This is a genomic window from Rhizobium beringeri (genome assembly GCF_004306515.1).
GTDB classification, from domain to species: Bacteria; Pseudomonadota; Alphaproteobacteria; order Rhizobiales; family Rhizobiaceae; genus Rhizobium; species Rhizobium beringeri.
Map to the genome: position 1 here is coordinate 4628924 of NZ_SILG01000001.1, position 16488 is coordinate 4645411.

The 16488-nt window shown below is 61.4% G+C and carries 20 protein-coding genes, 1 tRNA gene and 2 pseudogenes; 13 read left to right on the forward strand and 10 right to left on the reverse strand.

From position 1 onward, the window contains the following. The first annotated feature begins 29 nt into the window (after positions 1-29). Positions 30-1643: a GumC family protein gene (locus ELH03_RS22930; RefSeq protein WP_128404660.1), complete on the forward strand. Its 1614-nt coding sequence runs from the start codon at positions 30-32 to the stop codon at positions 1641-1643. 59 nt (positions 1644-1702) lie between these two features. Further along, positions 1703-2035, forward strand: coding sequence for a hypothetical protein (locus ELH03_RS22935; protein WP_128404659.1), 333 nt, complete (start codon positions 1703-1705; stop codon positions 2033-2035). A gap of 336 nt (positions 2036-2371) precedes the next feature. On the opposite strand, the gene ELH03_RS22940 is transcribed toward ELH03_RS22935, so the two are convergent. After that, a complete protein-coding gene (locus ELH03_RS22940; protein WP_128404658.1) occupies positions 2372-2662 on the reverse strand; it encodes a poly(hydroxyalkanoate) granule-associated protein in 291 nt (96 codons plus the stop codon). 300 nt (positions 2663-2962) lie between these two features. Then, on the reverse strand, positions 2963-4102 hold the full coding sequence (locus tag ELH03_RS22945) for an acyltransferase family protein (RefSeq protein WP_128404657.1): 1140 nt from the start codon (positions 4100-4102) through the stop codon (positions 2963-2965). 141 nt (positions 4103-4243) lie between these two features. Here ELH03_RS22945 and ELH03_RS22950 point away from each other — a divergent pair, with 141 nt between their 5' ends. Continuing rightward, positions 4244-4441, forward strand: coding sequence for a hypothetical protein (locus ELH03_RS22950; protein WP_128404656.1), 198 nt, complete (start codon positions 4244-4246; stop codon positions 4439-4441). Positions 4442-4722: 281 nt separating this feature from the next. Here ELH03_RS22950 and ELH03_RS22955 read toward each other — a convergent pair. Beyond that, positions 4723-4809: transfer RNA gene (locus ELH03_RS22955), tRNA-Leu, on the reverse strand. A 168-nt stretch (positions 4810-4977) separates the two neighbouring features. Here ELH03_RS22955 and ELH03_RS22960 point away from each other — a divergent pair. Further along, positions 4978-5397, forward strand: a complete 420-nt coding sequence (locus ELH03_RS22960) for a BA14K family protein (protein WP_128404654.1) — start codon at positions 4978-4980, stop codon at positions 5395-5397. Between the two features lie 7 nt (positions 5398-5404). On the opposite strand, the gene ELH03_RS22965 is transcribed toward ELH03_RS22960, so the two are convergent. Continuing rightward, complete coding sequence (locus ELH03_RS22965) at positions 5405-5698, reverse strand: Rdx family protein (RefSeq protein ID WP_003544579.1); 294 nt, start codon at positions 5696-5698, stop codon at positions 5405-5407. Positions 5699-5940: 242 nt separating this feature from the next. On the opposite strand from ELH03_RS22965, the gene ELH03_RS22970 reads away from it, so the two are divergent. The 4 genes and pseudogenes from ELH03_RS22970 (at position 5941) to ELH03_RS22980 (ending at position 7882) form a co-directional block, all read left to right on the forward strand. Beyond that, a complete protein-coding gene (locus tag ELH03_RS22970; protein WP_130766673.1) occupies positions 5941-6678 on the forward strand; it encodes a type 1 glutamine amidotransferase in 738 nt (245 codons plus the stop codon). Positions 6679-6713: 35 nt separating this feature from the next. Continuing rightward, positions 6714-6845 (forward strand): annotated as a pseudogene (locus ELH03_RS38790) (maltose acetyltransferase domain-containing protein); the annotation flags it as partial. Positions 6846-7088: 243 nt separating this feature from the next. Then, positions 7089-7232 (forward strand): annotated as a pseudogene (locus tag ELH03_RS38795) (DapH/DapD/GlmU-related protein); the annotation flags it as partial. A 197-nt stretch (positions 7233-7429) separates the two neighbouring features. Continuing rightward, complete coding sequence (locus ELH03_RS22980; protein ID WP_128404651.1) at positions 7430-7882, forward strand: GFA family protein; 453 nt, start codon at positions 7430-7432, stop codon at positions 7880-7882. Between the two features lie 2 nt (positions 7883-7884). Here the strand turns inward: ELH03_RS22980 and ELH03_RS22985 are convergent, their stop codons facing one another. The 4 genes from ELH03_RS22985 to tenA form a co-directional block, all read right to left on the reverse strand. Next, complete coding sequence (locus tag ELH03_RS22985) at positions 7885-8184, reverse strand: CcdB family protein (RefSeq protein WP_128404650.1); 300 nt, start codon at positions 8182-8184, stop codon at positions 7885-7887. Beyond that, positions 8184-8414 carry a type II toxin-antitoxin system CcdA family antitoxin gene (locus ELH03_RS22990; protein WP_027682126.1) on the reverse strand — a complete coding sequence of 77 codons (231 nt, stop codon included), beginning with the start codon at positions 8412-8414 and terminating at the stop codon, positions 8184-8186. The genes ELH03_RS22985 and ELH03_RS22990 overlap by 1 nt, the downstream gene beginning before the upstream one ends. A 58-nt stretch (positions 8415-8472) precedes the next feature. Continuing rightward, the gene (gene lepA, locus ELH03_RS22995) at positions 8473-10305 is read right to left on the reverse strand and encodes a translation elongation factor 4 (RefSeq protein WP_128404649.1); all 1833 of its coding nucleotides are present in this window, start codon (positions 10303-10305) and stop codon (positions 8473-8475) included. 76 nt (positions 10306-10381) lie between these two features. Then, a complete protein-coding gene (gene tenA / locus ELH03_RS23000) occupies positions 10382-11080 on the reverse strand; it encodes a thiaminase II (RefSeq protein WP_128404648.1) in 699 nt (232 codons plus the stop codon). A gap of 138 nt (positions 11081-11218) precedes the next feature. On the opposite strand from tenA, the gene ELH03_RS23005 reads away from it, so the two are divergent. After that, positions 11219-11785 carry a helix-turn-helix domain-containing protein gene (locus tag ELH03_RS23005; RefSeq protein ID WP_128404647.1) on the forward strand — a complete coding sequence of 189 codons (567 nt, stop codon included), beginning with the start codon at positions 11219-11221 and terminating at the stop codon, positions 11783-11785. A gap of 23 nt (positions 11786-11808) precedes the next feature. Further along, positions 11809-12327, forward strand: coding sequence for a GNAT family N-acetyltransferase (locus ELH03_RS23010; protein WP_128404646.1), 519 nt, complete (start codon positions 11809-11811; stop codon positions 12325-12327). A gap of 15 nt (positions 12328-12342) precedes the next feature. Here ELH03_RS23010 and ELH03_RS23015 read toward each other — a convergent pair whose 3' ends face one another. Next, on the reverse strand, positions 12343-12954 hold the full coding sequence (locus ELH03_RS23015; RefSeq protein WP_130766674.1) for an HAD family hydrolase: 612 nt from the start codon (positions 12952-12954) through the stop codon (positions 12343-12345). Between the two features lie 133 nt (positions 12955-13087). Here ELH03_RS23015 and ELH03_RS23020 point away from each other — a divergent pair, with 133 nt between their 5' ends. From ELH03_RS23020 to ELH03_RS23030, 3 genes are all read left to right on the forward strand, one after another. Next, complete coding sequence (locus ELH03_RS23020; RefSeq protein WP_130766675.1) at positions 13088-14113, forward strand: histone deacetylase family protein; 1026 nt, start codon at positions 13088-13090, stop codon at positions 14111-14113. A 9-nt stretch (positions 14114-14122) separates the two neighbouring features. Then, complete coding sequence (gene recX, locus ELH03_RS23025) at positions 14123-14698, forward strand: recombination regulator RecX (protein ID WP_130766676.1); 576 nt, start codon at positions 14123-14125, stop codon at positions 14696-14698. A gap of 72 nt (positions 14699-14770) precedes the next feature. Further along, a complete protein-coding gene (locus ELH03_RS23030; protein ID WP_130766677.1) occupies positions 14771-15682 on the forward strand; it encodes an EamA family transporter in 912 nt (303 codons plus the stop codon). Between the two features lie 172 nt (positions 15683-15854). Here ELH03_RS23030 and ELH03_RS23035 read toward each other — a convergent pair whose 3' ends face one another. Continuing rightward, the gene (locus ELH03_RS23035) at positions 15855-16322 is read right to left on the reverse strand and encodes a group III truncated hemoglobin (protein ID WP_130766678.1); all 468 of its coding nucleotides are present in this window, start codon (positions 16320-16322) and stop codon (positions 15855-15857) included. Positions 16323-16488 lie beyond the last annotated feature (166 nt).

The window sequence follows — 16488 nt, forward strand, 5'->3', positions numbered from 1 at the left end:
TTCACGCTGGGCGGGACACGAGTGCGCATATGAACCAGTATGACAGGAACAGGGTAAGCCGGCTCCCTGGCTGGCGCAGTTTTGAGCCATCTCAGACTGCGCCGGAAGGCGTGCGCATGCGCAGTCCCGTCATCCGTCCGGATGATTTCGTCCAGCCGTCGCCCGAACCCGCTGCGCCCCCTTTCGTGCCGCCGGAAAGTATTGCGGAAACCCGCCAATATGAGCGTCCGGCACCTCCGCCTCCGCTTCCAAAACAACCTGTCGTCGACGCGCCGCCGAACGTCGCGTCCGCGCCGGCCGCACCGCTTCTCGACCTCCGCTCGAGTATCGCCGCGATCTGGAGCCGGCGGCTGATCGTGCTGGGCCTGGCGCTTCTCGGCGCCCTCGCTGGCGGGGCGGTGGCGCCGCGCATCGCCCAGAAATTTACCGCCGCCAGCAGCCTCTATTTCGACCCGCGCCAGATCGGCCTTGCCGATGCCGGCGCGCAATCTTCGGGTCCCTCGCCGGAAATGATCTCGGCGCTGATCGATAGCCAGGTGCAGATCCTGACCTCGGGCAATGTGCTGCGGCGCGTCGCCGAAGCCATGAAGCTCGACCAGGATCCCGAATTCACCGGCGGCCGGACGGATGGCGCCGCCGTGATCGGCACTCTGCAGAAGGCGCTGGTTATCACCCGTGAGGCCAGCACCTATGTCGTCTCGCTTGCCGCCACGACGAATGATCCCGAAAAATCCGCAAGGCTTGCCAACCAGGTCGTCACCTCCTTCACCGAGGAGGAAAACAGCGCTTCGAACGGCATCTACGAAAATACCTCCTCGACGCTCGACGGACGCCTCAACGACCTGCGCCAGAAGGTGCAGGAGGCCGAGCAGGCCGTCGAAACCTTCCGCGCCGACAACGACATGGCCGCGACCGAGGGCAACCTGATTTCCGATCAGCGGCTTGTCTCGCTGAACACGATGCTGGTGACGGCACAGGAAAAGACCATCCAGGCGAAGGCGCGGGCCGATGCCGTCGCCAATCTCCGCGTCGAGGACATCGTCGCCGGCAACCAGGCGGAGGGCGGCGTCACCTCGCCGCTCGTCAGCCTGCGTCAGCAATATGCCACCCAGGCCGCCGCCGTCGGCAGCCTCGAGAGCCAGATGGGCACGCGTCATCCGCGCCTGCAGGCGGCCCGCTCCTCGCTGCAGAGCATTGGCGGCGAAATCAAGGGTGAATTGCAGCGTCTCGCCACCTCGGCAAGGGGCGAATACGAGCAGGCAAAGGCTGCCGAGGACAGCATCGCCAAGGAACTTGCCGTGCAGAAGGCGCTGCAGGCGAGTACCTCGGACAAGCAGGTGGAATTGAACGAATTGCAGCGCAAGGCGACGGCAGCGCGCGATATTTACGAGACGGTGCTGAAACGCTCCAGCCAGACAAGCGAGGAGCAGAACTTCAACCAGAGTAACATTCGCGTCATTTCGCCGGCCGAGCCGCCGGTCAAGGGAGACGGTCCCGGAAAGACGATTCTATTGGTTGCCGGCGTCATCGGCGGTTTTCTCGCCGGTTTCGTCGTCGGTGCCGGTTTTGCGATCCTCGCCGGTCTCTTCGGCCATCCGGTCATCAGAAGTTATTTCAGGAAGTCCCCCGCTGCGGCGGCTTGATGACGGTCGTCGGTTTTCCTACATCGGAAGAGCGGCCTATCGCCGGCAGGAGGGTTCCCATGCGGCTGTTGATGATGCTTCTGATATCGCTCGTTGCCGTCTCGAGCCTCGCCCCGGCGTCCGCCTTTGCCGTCGACTGGACGAAATCCGTCGATTCGGGCGTTCAACCCCTCTATCCCTATAAGGGTCTGCCCGGCGTCAAGGCGCAGCCGGACAAGAAAGAGGAGGACTCCTACAATTGCCGCACCGAAACCGTGCAGATCCGCCGTCGTTACGACGAGATCTTCCGCTCCGGCGGCATGCCGACGCTGATGTATGTCTGCGAACGCGACGGCTTCATCTCGATGGACGGCAAGGTTCCGCTGCGCGGCCACTATCAGCCGGTGCGGTGAACGCTTCGGGGTAGACGGCGTCAGATGACGCTCCCTCAGGCCGACTGCTGCAATGTCGTGCTGCTGTCGTAGACTGATCTGGAGGACGGCGCCCGGATCCCCTTCCGCCGGCCGATTGCTGCCGACAAAGGCGCGCGCGTCGGCAGAAAAATCCCACTTCGGAATCCCGAAATTCCCCCGCTTCGGGATTCCGAAATCCGACGCCTTTCGCGTACTGTCGTCGCGGAGAAACATTCAATGATTTCAATCCCGCAGCCAATTTCGGGAATCCGAAGTTCTATATAGATTATGGTGGGAGTTCCCAGGCGCTACCATACCTTGGCGTGATCGTTGCGGCTAAGTCTCCAGATTAAGCTGGAGTGGAGCGCCGTCTGCCTCGACGACCTTGGACTTACGCTTTGTTGCCGCACGGCGTGCTGGCTTGGTGGTTTTCGGCAGAGCGTCGGAGCCGAGCTCATCTGCATCGGCGCTGGGCAGCAGCGGGTAAGCAGCAAGCACCACACCGGCAGAGGCCACGTCAATGACCGGCTTGGTCCGAGGCATTTCAGTGGCCGGCTCGGCGGCTGACACCTCGCGCGCCTTTGGTGGCTGGGGGTTGCTGGCTGTGGACGTGGCGTATCGGATCATTGCAAGACTCCATTATGTTCGCTTTATGTTCTTATTTGGGAGCGGAGTCAATGGAGGCCAGCAATCTCCGGCCGGGGGGACGATCCTGGATCTTCAATTCAGCTGGCGCGGCTATTCCGCCCGAGCGCGCGCCTGAGGAGATAACTGTTTCGTGAGGGGATCACGTTTGGGGTTGAGGGACCGAGCATCTATGGCAGCCTTCGACAAGGGCGCGCTGTGACGCCGTTGGCCAACTGGAATGGAGTTCGCTCGGCCGATCTAGGCCCATGCTGCTCGATGGCGGCATTGGATAAAGAAATCTTACGCGCTTATCGTCCTCGGTCGCGAAAGAGCTTTGCCTGCCTTTTGTCCCTGTAGTTCGATGAAGTTGTAGCCGAGCCATGCCAAAGCATAGACGATCGGAACCGTAATAATCAGCGTCACCGCCCAGCGGGAAGGGTCGGTCATCGGATAATTCTGGATCAATGTGGCTATGATCGGCAGCATGACCAGAAGGTGAATCAGATAGGCGCCAAACGAAAGCTCCCCCAAGTGATGGCAGAATCTGTTGCCCAGGAACGCGCCGACTGGGCGCGCAATGCCCGCCACCGCTCTGGGCAACCTATCAACATGCACCAGTCCAAAGAACAAGGCGACGAGGCAGACACGAACGGCTTGATGGAGCACGGTCATAGCGCCACCAATCGGAATCAGGACCAACAGCGTCGCAATGACAAATGCCAGATAGGCCCGCCTGTTCGGTTTCATCCATAAAGCGCCTGCCAGCAGCATTCCCGCAGCGAAAACGTGCATTTTCATGGGCAGGAATGTTGGCATTGGAAATCGCACACCAAGTCGATGAACGGCTAATGCGGTTAAGACACTCAAGATTACGATGCCGACGATGCCCTTCAGCCACCCAACCCGACCAATGATGATCATCAAGAACGGAAGAGCCACATAAAATTGCATCTCCAACCCGATGCTCCAATCCGGCAAGGCAGTGCGATACGCGTACTGGGGGATGAGGCCGAATATAAATGTCAGGTGCGTTAGGTAGTTGGCGATACTGCCGTCCACATAGCGCGTTGCTGCTTGCGGCGGCTTGCCATTAAAGGCATCGATAATCATCCGAGCGTCATAGAGGTAGGGACCCAGGGCGAGGGCGACCACCAGCAGGACGTAATATAAGGGAGCGATGCGGCAGAATCGCCTCGTCCAAAAAAATCGCCAAGTATCGGTCGATTCCCACGGCTCTCTATCTCTGCGCAATTGATAGTGAAACACCATCAGGAAGCCCGATAGCATTATAAAAAGGTCTACGCCGAGATCTGGATCGCCAATAACTGGTACCTCGAAACCGGTCAAAAGGTGTGCATGCCCGATTAAGACCCAAAGGGCTGCAATGCCGCGCATTCCATCCAAGCAGCCAATTCGGCCACCGCCTGCGACGTTACCCATGGCATTCTCCCGTTAAACATGTAGTCTTTGTGCATATCAACGGCTGGATATGCAAGCGCAGGCGACGGCCTTCAAAAATTTTTAGTCGATCCGATTTTGCCGTTGAGGCAACGTAATATTGATCGACGTTGGAGAGACCACATGCTGAGGGCAAAAGTGGCCCCAGACCACGCTTTATACGCGCAAGGCTACTCATATAAATTGGTGGCAGGGCGCATTCATAAAATTCATGCCGGAACGAAAATTATCCATGAGCACGGCAAAATCGGACCGCTTCAGCCTGCCTTCGAGAGCTTCAAGGGGATACTGCGCTGGCTCAAAGGTGTCCTGCGTCCGTAGCGGGGGCGGCGCGGCTTGGCAGTGCGAAGTGAAATCCGGATGCTCTCGAACTGCGTGCGACCTTGAGTCCACGGTGTCGTTGGCGAACGGAATGACCAAGGTGCGACCCACCAAACGCTTACGCAGATCGGCGGGAATACGCTTTACGAAGTGAGGAATTGGAGAGCCCCTAGACGAACAAGCCTTTGAGCGCATCGCAACTGGCCCTTGTTGCAAGGCACCTGCGCAACTTTAGTTGGAAAGGCTTAACTCCTTGATCTTGGTAGCGATCAAGAATGGAATGGTGCCCAGAAGAGGACTCGAACCTCCACACCCTTTCGGGTACCAGCACCTGAAGCTGGCGCGTCTACCAATTCCGCCATCTGGGCGACGGAGAGCGATGTAAGGGGGTGGCCCCTGACTGTCAACTGGGTTTTTGAAGTTTTTCTGACAGTTGGCAAAAAAGCAGCCGATCACATGCAAGGGAGCGCCGAAGGGTGGGCATAGCGCTCCCGTTGGCACGCCCTATATAGAGGAAATATCCAAAGGAATGCATCATGCTTGCTCCCCGCACGCTTCTGTTCGCCGGTCTCTTGGCCGTTTTGTCACCCGCCATCGCCGGGGCCGATTCGCTGAAGCTGGGCAAGCCGGGGGTCGGGCCGCTCAATACGGGATCGACGCTCTGCGATTTTCGCGGCTGCTTCGGGTTCGGGCCGCAGCAATGGCATCGCCCCGCCTATGTCCAGCCGAACTACCGTCCGCGCGGCGCGGGGCCAACCTATTACCGGCCGGGCGCTGCCGGGCCGCCGCAGCTGACCTATGATCCGCCGCCCGTGCAAAGGGTGCAGCCGAAGGCGCGCGACATGAACAGCCATGCCGCCTGGTGCAGCAACGAGTACCGCTCCTACAATCCGAGGACCGATCGTTTCCTCACCTATGAGGGCATCTACAAGACCTGCCGCTCGCCCTACCGCTGAGCCGTCGTCAGCTTTCGAGCGAGGCGCGGTCGACGTGGCCGAGATCGCGGCCGGGCTCGACGATGTCGCGGACCCGCTGCTTCAGCTCTTTCGGCCCGGGAAAGCCGCCGTCGCGCTTGCGCTCCCAGATGAGATCGCCATTGACGCGGATCTCGAAATTGCCGCCGGTGGCGGGGATCAGCGCCACTTCACCGAGGCTGTCGGAAAACGTATGCAGCAGCTCCTGCGCCATCCAGCTGGCGCGCAGCAGCCAGTTGCACTGGGTGCAGTAGAGGATCGTGACGCGGGCTTTTTCGGTCATGGCGATGTCCTTTCGTTTGTTGAGATTTAAGCCCTGTCGCGCGCCGGCGCAATCGCTTCGCTAGAGCATGATGCCGAAAAGTGTGAGCGGTTTTCGGGCGACATCATGCTCTAACTATTTAATTAAGAACAGGATTCAGATTTTGGGCCGAACCGGCCTAAAGCCTGAATCCTGTTCTGGCGTCTTGCGCGCCGTCCTCCGGCATGGTCTTTTCCGATGGTCGGCCATACTAGGAAGAGCCTATGCGCGTCGCAGTCATCGAAAATATGCGGAATACCGGCCTCGGCGCGCTTGCCGCCGCACTCGATGAGGCGGGCGCGGAGATCGAGTGGTTCCGGGTGTGGCAGGACGGCATCCTGCCGCTGGATATATCCGGCCATGACGCGCTGGTCGTTCTCGGCGGCGAGCAAAGCGCGCTGGATGACGAAGCCCACCCCTACCTGCCGGAGCTCGTCCGGCTCACGCGCCGCTTCGGCGATGCCGGCAAGGCGGTGCTCGGCATCTGCCTCGGCAGCCAGATCCTCGCCCGCGCTTATGGCGCCGACAATCACTTAGGAATCGCCCGCGAATTCGGCTGGCACGGGATCGGCGTCACCGCCGAGGGCCGGGCCGATCCGCTGCTGTCGGCGCTTGGCGGCGAGTTCACCATCTTCGAATGGCATGCCGACACGTTTTCCCTGCCTCAGGGCGCGGTGCGTCTCGCCTCGAGCCCCGTCGCCGAGAACCAGGCCTTCCGCATCGGCCGCGCCGTCTATGGCACCCAGTTCCATTTCGAGGCCAATGCAGCGGTCGTCGAGCAATGGAAGGCCGAATTCCCTGATACGATCGCGCGCATCGCCCCCGGCTGGCTGGAAAACCATGCCGAACTGGCGGCAAGGCATGGCGGAGCCGCCGATGCCGCGGGCCTTGCCATCGCGCGCGCCTGGGTCAGCCTGATCGAACGGGAAGAGGTCGAAATGCTGTCGCAGGCCTCGGCTTGAGGGGTGATACGATGCCCGCCAGCGAACGCGACAAGATGGCCGCAGGCGAATGGTATTGCTGCCTCGATGACGAGCTTGATCTCTTGCGCCGGCAGGCGCGCTTAGCCGTCCACGCGCATAATTCGCTGCCGCCGGACGAGCGCGGCGCCATGGCACCGGCCCTGAGGGCACTCTTTGCGCAGGCAGCACTCAATGTCTTCATCGAGGCGCCGTTTCACTGCTCCTATGGCATCAATATTACTCTCGGCGAACGCGTCTATTTCAATGCCGGCTGCACCATCCTCGATTCCGGCCGCGTGAGCATCGGTGAGCGCAGCATGTTCGGCCCCGGCGTGCAGATCTATTGCGCCGAGCATCACAAGGAGCCGGCACTTCGCAGCACAGGCATCGAGATCGCCCGGCCAGTCACCATCGGCAGTGACGTCTGGATCGGCGGCAGCGCCATCATCCTCGGCGGCCTCACCATCGGCGACGGTGCGATCGTCGGCGCCGGTGCGGTGGTGACCAGGGATGTGCCGGCCGGCGCAACCGTGGTCGGCAATCCAGCCCGCATCCGCTAGAGCAATTCCAGCAAAAGTGCGTAGCGGTTTTGCGTCCGGAATTGCGTGAAAACAAAGAGATAGAGCATTTCCGTGATTCGGAGAAAAAGGGAATGCTCTAACGCCGGCAAGGCCGCCCATTCCGCGATGACCGCGCCACCTCGACAGCGAAGAAAGCTCCGCTAGATCAGAAGGCAAAACGGGAGGACATCATGAGCGAGCGAACCTTACCCATGGAAGGCGGCTGCCGTTGCGGCCGGGTGCGATTGAAGATCAGCGCCCCACCGCTGCTCACCATGGCCTGCCATTGCACGGGGTGCCAGAAGATGACATCAAGCGCCTATTCGCTGAGTGCGGCCATCCCGAGCGAAGGCTTCGAGGTGACGCAAGGCGAGCCGGTGATCGGCGGTCTGCATGGCGTCACGAAGCATTATTTCTGCCCGCATTGCATGAGCTGGATGTTCACCCGACCGGAAGGCATGGACTGGTTCATCAATCTGCGTGCGACCATGCTCGACGATCCGAGCTGGTTCACGCCCTTCATCGAGACCTGGACGAGCGAGAAACTGTCATTTGCCGAGACAGGTGCCGTATACAGTTACGAGGCGCTGCCTGAGATGGACGCGTATGAAGGGCTGGTGAAGGAGTATATGGCGCGGAGTTGATCTCAGAAGCCCTGGAAGAGAAAGTCGACGTCAGCGATAATGCGATCGCTGTCGGCGGTAAGATCCGCCACCACTTTTCCAATTTCCGCGGTCGGGACCGATGCCATGCGCTGGGTGGCCATGACATAGGTTTCACCCTCGATGGTAAAGCGTGGGTTCAGTCGCGAGATCGACCAGCTCAGTTCCTGTACTGAATGCAACGGAACCATGACGCGCGAAGGCAGATCGTCAAGCAGATTGGCCTGAAGATCGATGGCCAGGAGATTTCCGCTTCTAAGGCGATAAACGTGAAAGCGTGCCATTAAAACTGACGGTATTTGGCGAAGGGCAAGCCGTGCTTTTCAACATATTCGTTTTCCAGACGGATAGCCTCGGCGTTCTCGATACGCCACAGCCGCTCGCGCTCCGCCTTTATGGCCTGTGCGATGCCGTCTTCCGCCGCCCGGGATATGTTGATCTGAAGCGCGCGCGCCTGGGAGACCAGACTTTCGTCAAGAGACAGGTTCGCTGCTTTTCTTGGCCGCTGAGCCATAACGATCTCCTCAATTTTATGCGCAGATGATATGCGCATAAAATATCGTTGAGAAGCGTTATTCGTCGCCCATCTTCAGCGCGGCGATGAAGGCTTCCTGCGGGATCTCCACCTTGCCGAACTGGCGCATGCGCTTCTTGCCGGCCTTCTGCTTGTCGAGCAACTTGCGCTTGCGGGTGGCGTCGCCGCCGTAGCATTTCGCGGTCACGTCCTTGCGCAGCGCCGAGATCGTCTCGCGGGCAATGACGTTGCCGCCGATCGCCGCCTGGATCGGGATCTTGAACATGTGCTTCGGGATCAGCTCCTTGAGCTTCTCGCACATGTCGCGGCCGCGCTTTTCAGCGGCCATCCGGTGCACCATCATCGACAGCGCGTCGACCGGTTCGCCGTTGACGAGGATCGACATCTTCACGAGGTTGCCCTCGCGGTGGTCGGTCAGCGTGTAGTCGAAGGAGGCATAACCCTTCGAGATCGACTTCAGCCGGTCGTAGAAATCGAAGACGACTTCGTTGAGCGGCAGGTCGTAGGTCAGCATCGCGCGCGTGCCGACATAGGTAAGTTCGATCTGGATGCCGCGCCGGTCCTGGCAGAGCTTCAGGATACCGCCGAGATAATCATCGGGCGTCAGGATCGTCGCGCGGATCCACGGTTCGTGGATTTCGGAGATCTTGACGACATCTGGCATGTCGGCCGGATTGTGCAGCTCGCGCTCCGTGCCGTCGGTCATATACATCTTGTAGACGACCGAGGGTGCGGTGGCGATGAGGTCGAGGTCGAACTCGCGCTCCAGCCGTTCCTGGATGATTTCGAGATGCAGCAGGCCGAGGAAGCCGCAGCGGAAACCGAAGCCGAGGGCCGCCGACGATTCCATTTCGAAGGAGAAGGAGGCGTCGTTGAGGCGAAGCTTGCCCATGGCGGCGCGCAGATCCTCGAAATCGGCGGCATCGACCGGGAAGAGGCCGCAGAACACCACCGGCTGCGCCGGCTTGAAGCCCGGCAGCGCCTGGGCCGTCGGCCGCTTGTCCTCGGTGATCGTGTCGCCGACGCGGGTATCGGCCACTTCCTTGATCGAGGCAGTGATGAAGCCGATCTCGCCGGGGCCGAGCCGGTCGATATTGACCATCTTCGGCGTCAGCACGCCGACGCGCTCCACCTGGTATTTCGCATCGGTGCCCATCATCCGCACCGTTTGGCCCTTGGTCAGCACGCCGTCGATGACGCGGACCAGAACCATGACGCCGAGATAGGCGTCGTACCAGCTGTCGACGAGCAGCGCCTTGAGCGGCGCCTTTTCGCCGCCGGGGCTCTTCGGCGCCGGCAGCTTGTGGACGATCGCTTCCAGCACATCGGGAATGCCGAGGCCGGTCTTTGCCGAAATCAGCACCGCCTCCGAAGCGTCGATGCCGATCACTTCCTCGATCTGTTCCTTGATGCGGTCGGGTTCGGCGGCCGGCAGGTCGATCTTGTTGAGGACGGTGACGATCTCGTGGTTGTTGTCGATCGCCTGGTAGACGTTGGCGAGCGTCTGCGCTTCGACGCCCTGGCTGGCGTCGACGACAAGCAGCGAACCCTCACAAGCCGACAGCGACCGCGAGACTTCATAGGCGAAGTCGACGTGGCCGGGCGTGTCGATCAGGTTGAGAATGTATTTCTCGCCGTTATTAGCCTGGTAATGCAGGCGCACGGTTTGCGCCTTGATGGTGATGCCGCGCTCGCGCTCGATATCCATATTGTCGAGCACCTGCTCGGACATTTCGCGCTCGGCAAGGCCGCCCGTCGTCTGGATCAGGCGGTCGGCCAGCGTCGATTTGCCGTGGTCGATATGGGCCACGATCGAAAAGTTGCGGATATGGGACAGCGGAGTGGTGGAATTGGTGCTCATGCGCGCCATATAGCAGCGCCGCCCCCTGCCGCAAAGCGGTAATTATCCTGCTGTTTACGCTATTTCGTCCTGTGTCGGGCGCGTATCAGACCGGCCACGTCTCCAGCCGCCAGGCCGAATCCCAGAACATCCATTCATATTGCGAGGCGCGCACGAAGACATCGGTCATTTGCGCCCGTTCCACCGGCGATGCGGCGCGGGCGGCGATGTCGGTGAGCGCGATCACTTCGCGGGCACCGGCGGCAAATTGCGGATCGCCATAGGTGTTGATCCAGGCCTGGAAGGCATTGCCTTCGATAACAGGCCGGTTCTTGATCGCTTCGCCGACGTGCCAGTAAATCCAGAAGCAGGGAAGGATGGAGGACAGCGCCACCGCGTAGGAGCTGTGATAGGCGGTGGCAAGCAGGAAGTTCGTATAGGCAAAGCCGGCAGGCGAGGGCTCGGCGGATATAACATCGGCGGAGGTGATGCCGAACTGGGTGAGGAAGCCGGCATGCAGGCCCTGCTCGACGGTGATCGCCTTCTGCGCCGAACCGAGGAAGCGCAGGACCTGCGCATTGTCGGGTGCCTTGGCCGCGACGATCGCCAGGCATCGCGCATAATGCTTGAGGTAGAGCGCATCCTGCAGGATGTAGTGCCGGAAAACCTCCTGATGCAGCGTGCCGTCCGAAAGGCGCTGCAGCAGCGGCAACGCCTCGATCTCAGCCATGATGGGCGCGATCCTGTCCCAGGCGGCAGCCGTGAAGCTTCCCGTCAGTTCCGTGCTCTGCGTGCTGGCGTCCATTACTCTCTCCTCGGATTACGCCGCCATATATGGACGGCGCAGCGGCGAAAGCAAGGCGCGTTTGGTCGCTTTTCGCAGGCACTTGATTCCATCATTAGATAATGTATTTCTCTTATAGTAGAATCACGGGACTGGAAAATGGAACCGGAACTCGAACAGGCGATCAGCATCCGCATCCGCACGCTGCGGCAGGAAAAGGCTCTGACGCTCGATGATCTTGCTGCGGCTTCCGGCGTCAGCCGGGCGATGATTTCGCGCATCGAGCGGGCAGAGGCGAGCCCGACCGCCTCGCTGCTGGCAAGGATCTGCGCCGCGCTCGGCCTGTCGCTGTCGGCCTTCTTTGCGGAAGAGGGGCAGGCCTCGCCGCTCGCCCGCCGGCAGGAACAGCAGGTCTGGCGCGATCCGGAGACCGGTTATATCAGACGGTCTGTTTCACCCCCGGGCACGGCTTCCGATGTCGATATCGTCGAGGTTGAATTCCCGGCCGGCGCCCGCGTCAGCTTCCCCCCGCATGCGAGCGCCCATGGCATGACGCAGCATATCTGGCTGTTCGACGGCGAGCTGGAGATGACGGCGGCTGAGATCGTCTACCGGCTGCGCCCGGGCGATTGCCTCTTCATGCCGGTCGGCGAGGGTCACGTCTTCCACAATCCGGGCAACGCGCCGGCGCGCTATTGCGTCGTGCTCGATCGCGGCGGCCGATAACAGTATTCATTCAGGAGAACAGCATGCCCGCTATTCGCACCCTTTCCGCCGAGGAGGCCCGCGCCGCCATTCCGGCCCTTTCGCAAGTGCTTGTCGATTGCGTCGCGGGCGGCGCCTCCGTCGGTTTCATGCAGCCCTATGGGCCTGAGGATGCCGAGTCCTATTGGCGTGATGTCGCCGATGCCGTTGCCACCGGCGGCAATCTGCTGCTGGTTGCCGAACTCGACGGCAGGATCGTCGGCACCGTCCAGGTGGGGGCCGCGCAGATGCCGAACCAGCCGCATCGCGGCGATCTGAAGAAGCTGCTGGTGCACCGCTCCGCCCGCGGCAAGGGGCTCGCCCGGCTGCTGATGGATGCCGCTGAGCGTGAGGCGGCAAGCCGCGGCAAGACCCTGCTTGTGCTCGATACGGCAACCGGCAGCGATGCCGAGGCGATCTATCCGCGCCTGGGCTGGCAGCGCGTCGGTGTCATCCCCGATTATGCGCTGTGGCCGGAAGGCGGCTTCTGCGCCACCACCCTGTTCTACAAGCGGCTTACCTGATTGCGCCGGCTCCGCTCATGCCGGCCTGGCGAAGACCGGAAGCGCGCCGCCAAGCGTCGTGCCCGCCGTCCATTGCGCGGCATTCCAGCCGAATTGCCGCGCCGCTTCGATATTCACCGCCATATCGTCAATGAAGGCAATTTCGCCGGGCTGCACGCCGGCCCGCTCGGTCGCCAGCCGGAAGAAGTCGGGGGAAGGCTTGCTGTGCCCGAGTGCTGCGGAATAGATGATGTCGTCGAAATGTGCGCTGAGGCCGATCTGCTCCATCAGGTAGTGTGCCCGCCTATGCTCCTGGTTGGTCGCCAGCAAGAGAGTGATGCCGCTTTGCCTGAGAGCAGCGAGTTCTTCGAGCAGATCGCGATCGAGGCGGGAATCGTTTTCGAACCAGTAGTCGATCAGTGTTTCGGCGCTGAGGTGGGGCGCGATCTTTGCGAGAACGCCGGCGAGCCTCGGCTCCAACGGCTCGCGGCCGATGATGATATCGCGCCAGTGGGTCTGGAAGAATTCCTGCTGCAGCAGGTCGACACGCAGCCCGAGGTCGCGCTCCAAATAGGTGAAGTGAGGCAGGCCGTCCACCGGACGACCATGAATGAGCACGCCGTCGACATCGACCATCAGCACTTTCATGCGGAAAATATCCTCGTTCTCAAAACACCGGCGAAGGTGGCGTCATCCGCCTGGACGTTCAAGACGGCGCGCCACTTTTTTGTCGCGGCCGGGCCGTGTAAATCTCCATCGTCAATCAAGGGCAGGATCTGAAATGCGCGTCATCTATTCCGAAGACCACAAGCTGCGCGATGCCAGGACCGAGCTGCACGCCGGCCAACTGGTGACGCCCTTCGAGGCGCCGTTTCGCGCCGAATGGATCCTAGCGGCGGTCAAGCAGGCGGGCTTTACCGATGTCGTTGCACCTGATGCGCATGGGTTGGAAACGGCGCTGAAGGTGCACGATCCCGCCTATCTGGATTTTCTTGCCACCGTCTGGGACCGTTGGGTGGCGGCCGGTTTCACCGGCGAGGCGATCGCCAATTCCTTCGCCGTTCGCCGCACCAGCCAGCGTGTACCCGACAATATCGTCGGCGCGATCGGCCATTACGCCAATGCCGCCGACACCTCGATCACCAAGGGCTCCTACGAGGCGGCGATCGCCTCCATGCGCTGCGCGATCACAGGCGCCGACTGGCTGAATGCCGGCAATCGTTTCGCCTTCGCGCTCTGCCGCCCGCCCGGCCATCATGCCGGCATCGATCTCTTCGGCGGCTATTGCTTCATCAACAATTCAGGTGTCGCCGCGCAGCGGCTGCTCGACCATGGTGCGAGGAAAGTCGCGGTCCTGGATGTCGATTTCCACCATGGCAACGGTACGCAGGATCTCTTCTATCACAGAGGCGATGTCTTCACCGCCTCGCTGCACGGAGATCCCATGCATGCCTTTCCCTATTTCCTCGGCCATGCCGACGAGGAAGGCGAGGGAGAGGGCGAAGGTAGCAACCGCAACTATCCGATGCCGCCGGGTACGCCTTGGCATGTCTGGTCTTCGGCCCTTGCCGATGCGCTCACCCGCATCAAGACCTTCGGCGCCGAGGCGGTCGTCGTGGCGCTCGGCGTCGATACCTTCGAGCGCGATCCGATCTCCTTCTTCAGCCTCACCTCCGACGATTTCACCCGCATGGGCGCGACGATATCAGCCGCCGGCCTGCCTGTGCTCGTCTGCATGGAGGGCGGCTACGGCGTGCCGGAAATCGGCCTCAACGTCGCCAACGTCCTCAAGGGCCTGGAAGCCTGATCACTGCCGATGACCGACGAGACAGTTCCATCCGACATTCCGACATCCCGCATGCTGAGCTGGGCGCGCAACTCCACCGTCTATCGCCTCGAGCGGCGGATGATGACGGAAAAGCAGCTCTTTGACGCCATCACCCGCAAGGCGAAGGAGAAATTCGAGGGTATCAGCGCGGCACAACTCAAGGCCGTTGCCGATTTCGCCGTCAAATTTGCCTATGACAACAAGGTGCTCGACGATCACGCCTATGCGGAGGTCAGCACGCGCGCTGCCGTGCGCGGCGGTAAATCGAAGCGCGCGATCGCCCAGAAGCTTGCTGCCAAGGGCGTCTCCAGCGACAAGGTCGAAGTGGCACTTGAGGATGCTGACGATCTCTATGCCGCAGCGATTTTTGCCCGCAAACGCGCCTTCGGCCCCTTCCGCCGGGTCGAGCTCGACGAAAAGCGAAAGGCGAAAGAGCTTTCGGCTTTTGCCCGCAACGGCTTCAGCTTCGACATCGGCAGGAAGGTCTTCGAAATGAGCTTCGAAGACGCCGAAGAGGTCATCCTTGCCGGCCGATCTTTGGCGCCTCAGCATCAGCGCTCTTGATCCCGGCATGAAAAGTTTGAATTTGGTTCTCACCCGTCTTCGGCCTAGAACCGCGCCAGGATCGGGGGCCACATGGACATCAAGAATATCGAGACCGGGACAGACGGCGCAGCCTTGATTGCGCAGCCGGGCGTATCGCCGACTTCGGGCGGCTTGGCGGCCGGTGTCGCGATGTGCCTGATGTCGATGTCTTCGATCCAGTTCGGCGCGGCACTGTCTTCGTCAGCGATTGCGACCTATGGCGTTGCCGGCGCCACCTGGTTGCGGCTGGCTTTCGCGGCAATCATCCTTGCCGTCGTCGTCAGGCCTTCGGTGCTGCGTTATAGCGGCGCCCAATGGCGGGCGACATTGCTGCTTGGCACGACGACGGCTGCCATGACGCTCTGCTTCTTCGCGGCGATCCAGCGGCTGCCGCTCGGCCTGGCGATCGCCATCGATTTCCTCGGGCCGCTCTCGGTCGCCGTCTTCGGCTATGGTCTGACCTGGCGGCTCGCCTGGCCGTTGATCGCTGCGGCCGGCATTCTCTTCCTCGCCCATGACGGCGAAGGCTGGGTCGGCAATCTCCCTGGCGTCCTCTTCGCTCTCGGCTCGGCTGTGGGATGGGCGGTCTATATCCTGCTGACGAAGAAGGTCGGCGCTGCCTTCAAGGGGCTGGAGGGCCTCTCGATGTCGCTGCTCGTCGCCGGCCTCGTCGCAACCCCCTTCGGTCTTGCCGAGACAGGAGGCGCCTTCACGCTGAAGGGGTTGGCGGAGGTTCTCGGCCTTGCCATCCTTGTGCCGCTCCTGCCCTATGCGCTGGAGATGGTGGCGCTGCGGCGCATGCCGTCGGCATCGTTCGGCATCCTGATGAGCCTCGAACCGGCGCTCGGCGCGCTCGCCGGCTTTCTGATTCTCGCCCAGCCGATGACCGCGCTGCAGATGCTGGGTACGGCGCTCGTCGTGGCGGCCAGCGCCGGCGCCACCGCCTCGGCGGCGAAGACCTAGAGCATGATGCCGAAAAGTGTGCGCGGTTTCGGACGACATCATGCTCTAACTCTTTAATTTAGAACAGGATTCAGATTTTAGGCCGATCCGGCCTAAAATCATCCTGTTCTAGAAAAGTGTCAGCGTTTTTCGGGGAACACCGTCTCTATAAGATGGATCAGGATAAGATGGATCAGGCGGGTTTGCGCGCGGGATCGTCGAGCGCCGGATTGTAGAACAGCGACAGCACCAGGCTCTTGGCGATCCGTTCCGCCGTCGCCATGAACCAGGCCTTTGCCTCCGGTGACGGGGCGATGTCGTCGAGTGTTGCGGCAAACAGCGACAGCCACTTCGGAAAGAGATCCGGCGTCAGGTTTGCCACATGAGTATGCGCCTGCACCGGCTTGCCGCCATAGGCGCCGCTGCGGAAGGCGACGGCCGACCAGAAGCTCTTCATCTTCGCCATATGCTCCGGCCAGCGGCCGGACAGCTTGGCGTCGAACACCGGGCCGAGATCGGGATGCGTTAGCACGCGCCCGTAAAAGGTCTCGACCAGCCTGTCGATGAAGGCCGCGTCGACGCCCATGTCCCGCATCTCGGCCTCCGCCCTTTCGCGGATCGCCGCGACATGAGCAGGGCGGCCCTGAATGTCATTGTCCATTCCTAAACCCCGGCGCCGCGTGATGCGGCGCCCTCTCATATAGGTGTTTATGCCAGCGCACCAAAGTCGTCGGTGCCGTTTGCGGCAATCTGTCAGCGCTGTAGCACTTTGAATTGCCTCACGCACTTGACCGCCATCGCCGCGTTCTTTAGATTTAGAATAATTC

What these genes read in the sequence shown, in the direction of transcription:
- ELH03_RS22930 (WP_128404660.1), top strand. Translation starts at nt 30, where the DNA reads ATGAACCAGTATGACAGGAACAGGGTAAGCCGGCTCCCTGGCTGGCGC.
- ELH03_RS22935 (WP_128404659.1), top strand. Translation starts at nt 1,703, where the DNA reads ATGCGGCTGTTGATGATGCTTCTGATATCGCTCGTTGCCGTCTCGAGC.
- ELH03_RS22940 (WP_128404658.1), bottom strand. Translation starts at nt 2,662, where the DNA reads ATGATCCGATACGCCACGTCCACAGCCAGCAACCCCCAGCCACCAAAG.
- ELH03_RS22945 (WP_128404657.1), bottom strand. Translation starts at nt 4,102, where the DNA reads ATGGGTAACGTCGCAGGCGGTGGCCGAATTGGCTGCTTGGATGGAATG.
- ELH03_RS22950 (WP_128404656.1), top strand. Translation starts at nt 4,244, where the DNA reads ATGCTGAGGGCAAAAGTGGCCCCAGACCACGCTTTATACGCGCAAGGC.
- ELH03_RS22960 (WP_128404654.1), top strand. Translation starts at nt 4,978, where the DNA reads ATGCTTGCTCCCCGCACGCTTCTGTTCGCCGGTCTCTTGGCCGTTTTG.
- ELH03_RS22965 (WP_003544579.1), bottom strand. Translation starts at nt 5,698, where the DNA reads ATGACCGAAAAAGCCCGCGTCACGATCCTCTACTGCACCCAGTGCAAC.
- ELH03_RS22970 (WP_130766673.1), top strand. Translation starts at nt 5,941, where the DNA reads ATGCGCGTCGCAGTCATCGAAAATATGCGGAATACCGGCCTCGGCGCG.
- ELH03_RS22980 (WP_128404651.1), top strand. Translation starts at nt 7,430, where the DNA reads ATGAGCGAGCGAACCTTACCCATGGAAGGCGGCTGCCGTTGCGGCCGG.
- ELH03_RS22985 (WP_128404650.1), bottom strand. Translation starts at nt 8,184, where the DNA reads ATGGCACGCTTTCACGTTTATCGCCTTAGAAGCGGAAATCTCCTGGCC.
- ELH03_RS22990 (WP_027682126.1), bottom strand. Translation starts at nt 8,414, where the DNA reads ATGGCTCAGCGGCCAAGAAAAGCAGCGAACCTGTCTCTTGACGAAAGT.
- lepA (WP_128404649.1), bottom strand. Translation starts at nt 10,305, where the DNA reads ATGGCGCGCATGAGCACCAATTCCACCACTCCGCTGTCCCATATCCGC.
- tenA (WP_128404648.1), bottom strand. Translation starts at nt 11,080, where the DNA reads ATGGACGCCAGCACGCAGAGCACGGAACTGACGGGAAGCTTCACGGCT.
- ELH03_RS23005 (WP_128404647.1), top strand. Translation starts at nt 11,219, where the DNA reads ATGGAACCGGAACTCGAACAGGCGATCAGCATCCGCATCCGCACGCTG.
- ELH03_RS23010 (WP_128404646.1), top strand. Translation starts at nt 11,809, where the DNA reads ATGCCCGCTATTCGCACCCTTTCCGCCGAGGAGGCCCGCGCCGCCATT.
- ELH03_RS23015 (WP_130766674.1), bottom strand. Translation starts at nt 12,954, where the DNA reads ATGAAAGTGCTGATGGTCGATGTCGACGGCGTGCTCATTCATGGTCGT.
- ELH03_RS23020 (WP_130766675.1), top strand. Translation starts at nt 13,088, where the DNA reads ATGCGCGTCATCTATTCCGAAGACCACAAGCTGCGCGATGCCAGGACC.
- recX (WP_130766676.1), top strand. Translation starts at nt 14,123, where the DNA reads ATGACCGACGAGACAGTTCCATCCGACATTCCGACATCCCGCATGCTG.
- ELH03_RS23030 (WP_130766677.1), top strand. Translation starts at nt 14,771, where the DNA reads ATGGACATCAAGAATATCGAGACCGGGACAGACGGCGCAGCCTTGATT.
- ELH03_RS23035 (WP_130766678.1), bottom strand. Translation starts at nt 16,322, where the DNA reads ATGGACAATGACATTCAGGGCCGCCCTGCTCATGTCGCGGCGATCCGC.